This window comes from Tunicatimonas sp. (genome assembly GCF_049647865.1).
Taxonomy (GTDB): domain Bacteria; phylum Bacteroidota; class Bacteroidia; order Cytophagales; family Cyclobacteriaceae; genus Tunicatimonas.
Window position 1 is genome coordinate 1 of record NZ_JBARYM010000534.1, and the last position, 9,375, is coordinate 9,375.

At 43.7% G+C, this 9,375-nt stretch carries 6 protein-coding genes and 1 pseudogene; 5 read left to right on the forward strand and 2 right to left on the reverse strand.

Features of this window, described 5'->3' with window-relative positions; all coding sequences use genetic code 11:
• Nucleotides 1-307 (forward strand): annotated as a pseudogene (locus WBA23_RS15745) (SAM-dependent methyltransferase); the annotation flags it as partial.
• Nucleotides 308-316: 9 nt separating this feature from the next.
• Here WBA23_RS15745 and secDF read toward each other — a convergent pair.
• A complete protein-coding gene (gene secDF / locus WBA23_RS15750; RefSeq protein WP_424583242.1) occupies nt 317-3,379 on the reverse strand; it encodes a protein translocase subunit SecDF in 3,063 nt (1,020 codons plus the stop codon).
• A 116-nt stretch (nt 3,380-3,495) separates the two neighbouring features.
• Entirely contained in the window at nt 3,496-3,855 is a 360-nt protein-coding gene (locus WBA23_RS15755) for a hypothetical protein (RefSeq protein WP_424583243.1), read from the reverse strand.
• A 252-nt stretch (nt 3,856-4,107) separates the two neighbouring features.
• On the opposite strand from WBA23_RS15755, the gene WBA23_RS15760 reads away from it, so the two are divergent.
• The 4 genes from WBA23_RS15760 to WBA23_RS15775 all read left to right on the forward strand — a co-directional run bounded on the left by WBA23_RS15760 (nt 4,108) and on the right by WBA23_RS15775 (nt 9,351).
• Nucleotides 4,108-6,525 (forward strand): thiamine pyrophosphate-dependent enzyme, encoded by a 2,418-nt coding sequence (locus WBA23_RS15760; RefSeq protein ID WP_424583244.1) that lies wholly within the window; start codon nt 4,108-4,110, stop codon nt 6,523-6,525.
• A 289-nt stretch (nt 6,526-6,814) separates the two neighbouring features.
• A complete protein-coding gene (locus WBA23_RS15765; protein ID WP_424583245.1) occupies nt 6,815-7,927 on the forward strand; it encodes a glycosyltransferase family 4 protein in 1,113 nt (370 codons plus the stop codon).
• 63 nt (nt 7,928-7,990) lie between these two features.
• Complete coding sequence (gene rfbC, locus WBA23_RS15770) at nt 7,991-8,548, forward strand: dTDP-4-dehydrorhamnose 3,5-epimerase (protein ID WP_424583246.1); 558 nt, start codon at nt 7,991-7,993, stop codon at nt 8,546-8,548.
• 59 nt (nt 8,549-8,607) lie between these two features.
• Nucleotides 8,608-9,351, forward strand: coding sequence for a polysaccharide biosynthesis/export family protein (locus WBA23_RS15775; RefSeq protein ID WP_424583247.1), 744 nt, complete (start codon nt 8,608-8,610; stop codon nt 9,349-9,351).
• Nucleotides 9,352-9,375 lie beyond the last annotated feature (24 nt).

A 9,375-nucleotide genomic window follows, 5' to 3' on the forward strand; every position in this document is an offset into this window, starting at 1 on the left:
TTTGGGTACAGTGGAAGATCCAAAATTACCTAAAGACTCAGTAGATTGGGTATTACTGGTGGATGCTTACCACGAGTTCTCTCATCCCTACGAAATGATTTCGGCGATCGCCCACTCTATATCAGCTACGGGGAAAGTGGCTGTGGTAGAATATCGAGAAGAAGACCCATCGGTTCCTATTAAGCCCAGGCACAAAATGACCGAAGCCCAGGCCACAAAAGAAATGGAAGCAGTAGGTCTTGAATTGATCGAAAACAAAAAGGTGCTACCGCAGCAGCACCTTATGATTTTTCAACGAGATCTATAAAATATTCCTTTAGACTTTCTGCGGCTTTCTAGCTGGGGCCTCCTGACGGCGCTGCGTCAGATCTACCACTACCGGAGATGCAATGTATACCGATGAGTACGTACCTACCAGTATACCGATAAACAAGGCAAACGAGAAACCGCGTAGCACTTCACCCCCAAATACCAGTAGGATAAAGACCACTAATAGGGTAGTAAGTGAGGTAATCAGCGTACGGCTCATTACATTGTTCACCGATTCGTTAACTGCTTCCGCCAAGGGTAGCCGGGGTTTTACTCCTAACGTTTCCCGAATACGGTCAAATACAATCACGGTATCGTTAATAGAGTAACCTACAATAGTAAGCATGGCCGCAATAAATACCTGATCTACCTCGTAGCGCAGTCCAAGTAAACCGGCAATGGCGTACGCCCCTAGTACAAACAGTACATCGTGGAATAGCGCAATAATTGCCCCGGTACTGTACTGCCACTTTCGGAAACGAATTAGAATATAAAGAAAGATTACGATCAGTGAGAAGACAATCGCCTCCAGGGAAGCATTCAGAATGTCGTCGGCGATGGTAGCTCCTACTTTAGAAGAGCTAGAAATTGTAAACTGGTTTTCTCCTAACTCCGCCGTATTCTCTACAAAATTACCTCCGGTAAACTCGGCAATCCCGCCCAATAAGCGCTGGCGTACATCCGCATCAGCCTCATCCGATTCATCGCCTACTAAGTAGCTGGTTGTAATCTTCAGCACATTGGTCGCCCCGAAGGTTTTCACTTCTACCGCTTTATCCTCAAAGTCATCCGAAAGAGAGGTCATTAAATCGGAAGGTATCACTGTATCATCAAAAGTTACCACGTACGAGCGGCCTCCTTTAAAATCCACACCCAAATTGAGGGGTTGGGAGATGAGAGCAATCATTCCCAGACCGATGAAGGCACCACTAAAAATATACGCGACTTTTCGCTTCGACATGAAGTCAAAGTTTAAGTTGTTAAGCAGATTACCAGAGAAGGGCATAGAGAAGGAAACATTGCTTTCATCACCCTTACGAGTCATCCACTCAATAATTACTCGGGTGATAAATACCGCTGAGAAGAATGAGCAAATAATACCAATCATCAGTGTTACGGCAAAACCACGTACGGGTCCTTGTCCGAAAATGAATAGAATCAACGCCGTCAAGAACGTGGTAGCGTTGGAGTCAATAATCGAGCTGTAGGCTTTATTGTATCCGGTTTTTATTGCCGCCTTCAGTCGCATTCCGTTTCGCAGTTCCTCCCGAATCCGCTCAAAGATTAGCACGTTAGCATCAATTGCCATACCAATGGTTAGTACAATACCAGCAATACCAGGTAAGGTTAGCGCAGCACCAACGGTTGGCTGCGCCAAGATGCCCAGTACGAAGAAAATGTTGAATAGCAAGGCTACGTTAGCTACCAATCCGCCTTTAGCGTAGTAGACCACCATGAAGATCACCACCAGTCCCAGTCCGGCTAGAATAGAGGTAACTCCCTGCTCTCTAGCTACTCGGCCTAGGGTAGGACCAACAATAGCTTCTTCCACAATACGAGTGGGAGCGGGTAACGCGCCAGCTTCCAGAATATTGGCTAAATCTTGGGCTTCCTGAATCTCAAAGTTTCCGGAAATGATTGAGCTTCCGCTCGGAATTTCTTCGTTCACCACCGGGGCCGAATACACTCGATTATCGAGGACAATGGCAATTTGCTGCCCTACGCTATTGGCAGTAAGGCGACGCCACAAGCGAGTTCCTTCGGAGTTCATCTGCATACTTACTGCCGGACGAGCATTCTGGTCGTAATCCTGACGAGCGTTAGTCACTACTTCTCCCGTGAGAGGGGCTTTTCCACCTCGCTCTCGCTTAAGCGTAAATAATTGTAGCACCTGATTTTGCTCATCGTCCGGTTTTACCTGCCAAGCCAAGCTCAAGTCAGAAGGCAGTAACGACTGCACGTCTTCCCGCTGGAAAATATCGTTAATTTTAGCGGTGTCTTCCACTCGGTAGGCTAAACCGCCGAAGCCATTCTGAACTAGACTAAACAGGGGCGAGACTTGAGAATTTATCATAGAATCTAGGGCAGTAGAGTCAGCATCCGCACCTGATAGTTGCGCCTCCAGATCATCTTCACCTTCATTCTCAGCAATCTCAGGTATGTTGTCCTGATCGAGCGCGCCCTCCAGTGTTTCCGAATCTTCGGTAGGGTTTAAGTCCGATAAATCGTCTTCGCCTTCGTCGGCTAGAGCATCTGCCAAGGATTCGCCTTCGCCCGGTTCCATTTCAGATACCAGTAAGCCATTAACGGCCTGAATTGCACTGCCTAGCTCGGGAGAGTTATATACTTGCAAGAATTCTAGCTTCGCAACTCCCTGTAATAGTTTACGCACTCGTTCGGGATTGTCTACTCCGGGTAGTTCTACCTGAATCCGCCCGGTTCCCTGCAATCGCTGAATATTTGGCTGAGAGGTACCGAATCGGTCAATTCGGGTACGAAGAATATTGAATGAGCGGTCGATGGCATTTTCTACCTCTTCGTCAATAATCTCTATTACCTCATTATTAGTAGAGCTACGGCTAATTCGTCCTCGGTTAGCCGCATTAGCAAAAATTTGACTCAACTCTTTGTTCGGAGCTACTTCTTGAAAAGCATCAGCAAATAAAGTAACAAATCGCTCTTGGCTATTCACTCGCCGTTCTTGGGCAAGTTCTATCGCGCTAAGAAAGTCGGCATCTTTGCTATTGCCTGAAAGTGCCCGAATAATTTCGGTAGGTGAAACTTCCAGCACTACGTGCATACCGCCCCGTAAATCCAGACCGAGGTTCAGCTCGGTTTCTTTTACTTCTTCGTAGGTGTATTCTACGCCTAATAGATTGTAGACCGGCTCGGTCCACACTGAGTCCAGATAATCCTGCTTCTTGGCAAAATCAATGTTGCCCTCGGCATCAGTTGCATAAGTCTCAGCTTTTTTCTGCACTTGGTTAGAAACCACCGTAAACGATAGATAGTAAATGCAGAGTAAGGAGACGAGGACGGTAAGAATAACGATACCACTTCGGTTCCGCATAATTGTAATGATTAATGATTAAACTAACTTTTTAATATTGAATTGAAGTGAAAGCTCGGCTGAATATATTCTTCGATAGATAAGCGAACTTTCAGAAAGAGGTTAAGAGTAGATTGCTAAGGGGCGTTAGGCGAAATGATTTGCCGGAAGAGTGTCAGGAAGAACTGACTTGGGGGAAGAGGAACGTTTATTGAGATGATTGAAGTGTCTTCTTCAATCACCACCCATTCCCGAAGAAAATGATATACAAATGAAATATGGATTTTACTGATAGGGATAACAGCCTCCTGAAAGTTGGAGATTGTTGTAGTTTGGTCAGCATCATCTGCCGGAACCGACTGTTCGGTATTTGTCGGACTACCTTCGCCCTGAGGCAATTGCATAGTTGTACCGCCGGTAACCCAAAGTAGTAGGATTAGCGTTAGGACAGGAATAATCCGAGACTGCTCGGCTAATATGGTACGTACTGTATTCATACAAAAAAGCGGGGCAAAGCTAGGGAATCTTTACTTAAACACAAAAGGAGAAAAAATATCTATTGTTCGGCAAATTAATTTTAGTTATTTCTCTGTTATATAGATAGCGGAAAGCTGTAGTTAGATGAAAAAGGTACGAATATGAAGAGAAGGTACGTTTGAGAAATGCGCGCCTTTTTCGTATTTTTAAAGGCAGTTTTACAACGATATTTGAATTCAAGAATGAATTTGATTCAATGTAATCCTTGAATCATGGAATCGAAAACAACGCAAGACCACATAGCACTTGACTTATCTATAGAAGAAATTCTAAACGACTATCGCCTTGCGTGGGAAAGTCGCCACACTAGCCTATTAGGCCGGAAAGAGGTATTTATGGGCAAAGCCAAGTTTGGCGTATTTGGCGATGGCAAAGAGGTAGCCCAAATTGCGATGGCTAAAGCCTTTCGAAAGGGTGACTTTCGTTCGGGTTATTATCGCGACCAGACATTTATGTTTGCCACCGGGCAAATTACTATACAGCAGTTTTTCGCTCAGATTTACGCCCACGCCAATATAGAGCATGAGCCTTCTTCCGGTGGGCGCTCTATGAACTCACACTTCGGCACCCGTCTGATTGATCCTGAAACTGGGCAATTTCATTCTCAAACCGACCAATACAACACCGGATCAGATCTTTCACCTACGGCGGGGCAAATCCCGCGTTCACTAGGATTGGCTTACGCATCCAAGCTATATCGTCAGAATCCTGATCTGCGCGACATGGGTCGGTTTTCGGTAAATGGAAGTGAAGTTACGTTTGCCACTATTGGGGATGCTTCTACTTCAGAAGGTATGTTTTTGGAGACAGTGAATGCAGCGGGCGTTTTACAAGTGCCTTTGGTGATTTCGGTGTGGGATGATGGTTACGGAATTTCAGTGCCTAGCGAATATCATACTACCAAAGAAAGCATTTCGGAAGCATTAGAAGGATTTCAGCGAACGCAGGAAAAAGAGGGGCTTGAGATTATTACAGTAAAAGGGTGGGACTACGAAAATCTTTGTGAAGTATACCAAGCGGCTACTCGCCTGGCGCGAAGAAAGCACGTTCCGATACTAATCCACGTAGAAGAGTTAACTCAACCCCAGGGCCATTCTACCTCAGGATCGCACGAGCGATACAAATCCGAAGAGCGATTGGCTTGGGAGAGTGAATACGATTGTAATCGAAAAATGCGGGAGTGGATTATCAATAATGGTTTTGCTTCCGAAAAGCATTTAGATGAAATTGAAGAAACCGCTAAACATACAGCTCGACAAGCACGAGATGCTGCTTGGAAAGCCTATCATAGCGAGTTAAATACAGAAATTAGCCGAGCCAAACAACTAGCTGCTACAGTTGCCCAAGTTAGCCCAGAAAGAGCAAATATTCAGCAGCTTATTAAGCAAGTAGAGAAGAGACCCAATGTCAGCCGTTTGGATGCGATGCGCTTGATTAAGAAAACGCTTCGTTTAGTACGAAACGAACAGCACGAAGCGCGTGATCAGCTTATTCAGTGGCTAACTTCCTACAGGGAAGATAATGCAGAGCGATATAGTAGCCATCTTTATAGCCAGACTAAGAAATCTGCGCTGAATGTCCCAGTTGTTTCTCCAGTATTTAGCAAAAATAGCTCAACGGTAGATGGCCACCAAGTCCTCAATGCTTGCTTTGATAAGGCTTTGGCTCATGATCCACGCATTTTTGCCATTGGAGAAGATGTAGGTAAGATTGGAGATGTTAATCAGGGTTTTGCCGGATTACAAGACAAACATGGTATTTTGCGAGTGACCGATACAGGTATTCGTGAGCCTTCTATCATTGGGCAAGGCATTGGCGCTGCATTGCGCGGTCTGCGTCCAATTGTTGAAATACAGTACTTAGACTATATCTATTATGCCTTAGCTACTCTAACAGATGATTTGGCGTCACTTAGGTACCGGACTATGAACGGACAGGGTGCGCCACTTATTATTCGCACCCGGGGGCACCGGTTGGAAGGCATTTGGCACTCTGGCTCACCAATGGGGGCTATACTAAATAGTTTGCGAGGCATTTATATATTAGTTCCCCGAAATATGGTGCAGGCGGCTGGCTTTTACAATACTATGCTACAGTCAGACGATCCAGCCTTAATTGTAGAGAGCCTGAATGGTTATCGATTGAAAGAAAAGCTGCCCAACAATATAGGTGAGTTTACCGTGCCTCTAGGGCAGCCGGAGATACTACGAGAAGGGAATGACGTAACGATTGTGACCTACGGTTCTATGTGCCGCATTATAATGAAGGCGGCAGATGAATTGGCCGAAGTTGGTATTTCTTGTGAAGTAATTGACGTACAAACGCTATTACCCTTCGATGTGAACCATCGGATTGTTAAATCTATTGAAAAGACTAACCGAGTAGTGTTTGCCGATGAGGATGTTCCTGGTGGGGCGTCAGCTTACATGATGCAGCAGGTGCTGGAAGGGCAACAAGCCTATCAGTTCTTAGATTCTCAGCCTCGCACTATTACTAGCCAAGCGCATCGTCCGGCCTATGGTTCCGATGGAGATTATTTTTCAAAGCCTAATGTAGAAACGGTGTTTGATACTGTGTACAGCCTAATGGTTGAATTTGACCCGGGTCGCTTCAAGGAAATGTACCAATAATACTACCTGACTACTTTTCTTACAGCGATTTGTCCTCCATTATGTGGCTAAATATATAATTCCAGTATAATAGTTTCTTGCTATTATACTAATTTTTTCTCTTTTCTTCTTCTTTTCTATTTCGCTTATAGCTAATTTCTTGTAAAAGTTACATAGTGCCTCTCGCTTTAATTTTGAAGTAGTTATTAGTTAAAATCCAGAAATGGTATATTGGGTTCAACTATCAGCCCACTCTCTTCTTAGTAGTAATTACATTGAAGAAACAGACGGCTTACAATTAATAATTTTCATGAGAATTGCGCTTGTTACCAACACCGCTTGGAACATCTACAACTTCCGGTTGGGGTTGATTGAAGCCCTTCAGCAGCAAGGACACCAAGTGATTTCGATTGCTCCTCCCGACGATTATTCTGATCGCTTAAGGGAAACCGGATTGACATTGTATGATATAAATATGGATAGCCGGGGAGTAAATCCTGCTCGCGATGCATCCCTAATTCTAGCATTATACCGCTTATATAATACGTTAGAACCAGACCTGATTCTACATTTTACTGTAAAACCTAATATCTATGGGACGTTAGCAGCCAGCTATTTGAGAATTCCCGTTATTAATAATGTGTGTGGATTGGGTACCGTCTTTTTGCAAGATGGAATGGTTTCAGCCGTGGCCAAGTGGTTATATCGTGTATCATTCCGGTTTTCTCAAAAAGTCTTTTTTCACAACCCGGATGACCACGATCTGTTTATCCGAGAGGGGCTGTTAGATAGCAGTAAGGCAGATGTAGTTCCTGGCTCAGGAATTGATACACTAAAGTTTCAGCCTGAAGATCAGCAATCTTCTCAACCTACATTTACCTTTTTAGTTATTTCCAGATTGATTTATGATAAAGGAATTGTAGAGTACATTGAGGCCTCCCAATATCTGAAGTCTCGAGGCGTTGCAGTGCGATGCCAACTACTAGGGGCTAAAGATCCTAATCACAAGCGAGGAATCCCGGTAGAGTTAGTGGACCAATGGGCTCAGAGCGATGTTATTGATTACTTAGGAACTACTGACGATGTACGCTTAATCATTCAACAGGCTGATTGTGTGGTGCTTCCTTCGTATCGTGAAGGCTTACCCCGAACCCTGCTAGAAGCGGCTAGTCTACAAAAGCCCATTGTAGCCACAGATACTCCCGGTTGTCGGCACGTAGTAGAGCATGGAGTAAACGGGTTGCTCTGTAAAGTGAAAGATGCTGCTGATTTGGCCGAAAAAATGCTGATGATAGCCCAACTTGATAAGGAAGAAATTCGCGTAATGGGAGCACGAGGACGCGAAATAGTACAAACCAAATTTAGTCAAAAAGTGGTAGTCGATACATACGTTCGAGCCATAGACGAAATGAATGTAAACTAAAAAATTTGTTGTGGGAAGCATTTTCTTTTCCCAGTTATTATCATAAAATTGCTTATAAGCAGTATGGAGGTAAGAAAAACATCAATTGAAGGGTTGATAGAGATCATCCCGAACGTATATCAAGATAGTCGTGGCTTCTTTTTGGAAACATTTCATATAGAGAAATACCAAGAAATTGGCGTGGATCGGCAATTTGTCCAGTCGAATCAATCTTATTCACTCAAAGGGGTACTACGCGGGTTGCATATGCAATTGCCGCCTTATCAGCAAGGTAAACTAGTAAATGTAAGTAAAGGCAAGGTGCTAGATATAGCGGTTGACCTTCGGAAAGACTCTCCCACTTTTGGGCAATACGAAAGTATCATATTGGATAGTGAGAGATGCAATCAATTTTACGTACCCGAGGGGTTTGCCCACGGTTTTGTCGCACTAGAAGAAAGTGTTTTTAGCTACCAGTGTACCAATGTTTATAATAAAGCTTCTGAAGCCGGAATCATTTGGAACGATGCTGACCTTGCTATCGATTGGGAGTTAGAAAAGTATGATATTCAGCAACCCATCATCTCCGAAAAAGATTTAGCGTTGCCCCGTTTGTCCGAATACCAGAAACAAAGTACCTAAGAATTATTCTATTGAAAATATTCTTCCGTTTAACTATTATCAGTGTTTATTTTTTATTCTTGCTGAGTTCCTGTGGGGCGTATCGTAATCGTATCTTGTTTAGTACAGACCAGGAAATTCTTAAAGAAGAATTAAAAATAGCTGTAGAAGATGCCGACAAAAACTATATAATTCAACCCAACGATTTTTTGGAAGTAGAAGTATATACAAATGATGGTGAGTTACTAATTGACCCCAATCAGGAAATCGCTCGTGAAGTAGGTATGATGAACCAAAATAACCAAATGCGACAAGTACCGCGGTATCTGGTACTAAGCAATGGCGTAGTAGAACTTCCTATGGTGGGTGAAGTGAAAATTGCTGGCCTCACACTAAAAGAGGCGACTGACTTATTAAAACAGCAGTACGAAGAGTTTTACGAAGATACTTACGTGCTACTGCGGTACGTTAATAAACGAGTAGTGGTACTAGGATCAGTAGGTGGGCAAGTAATTCCTTTAGAGAATGAAAATATGAGCCTTATAGAAGTGTTAGCTCTAGCGGGTGGAGTAGGAGTTGTTTCCCGGACCGATAATATTCGCCTTATTCGGGGTAATTTAGATGATCCGGAAGTAAGGCTCATTGACTTATCAACTATTGAAGGTGTGAAGCAGGCATCATTAAAAATATTACCTGGTGATATAATATACGTGCAGCCGGTACAGCGAATAACCTCGGAGGTAGTGCGCGATATTTCTCCGATTTTTAGCTTAATCACTAGTACCATAACGTTAGTTTTATTAATAACGCAGTTATCCGAGTAAATAGATATGTCTCCCGATAACAAA

What these genes read in the sequence shown, in the direction of transcription:
- secDF (WP_424583242.1), bottom strand. Translation starts at nt 3,379, where the DNA reads ATGCGGAACCGAAGTGGTATCGTTATTCTTACCGTCCTCGTCTCCTTA.
- WBA23_RS15755 (WP_424583243.1), bottom strand. Translation starts at nt 3,855, where the DNA reads ATGAATACAGTACGTACCATATTAGCCGAGCAGTCTCGGATTATTCCT.
- WBA23_RS15760 (WP_424583244.1), top strand. Translation starts at nt 4,108, where the DNA reads ATGGAATCGAAAACAACGCAAGACCACATAGCACTTGACTTATCTATA.
- WBA23_RS15765 (WP_424583245.1), top strand. Translation starts at nt 6,815, where the DNA reads ATGAGAATTGCGCTTGTTACCAACACCGCTTGGAACATCTACAACTTC.
- rfbC (WP_424583246.1), top strand. Translation starts at nt 7,991, where the DNA reads ATGGAGGTAAGAAAAACATCAATTGAAGGGTTGATAGAGATCATCCCG.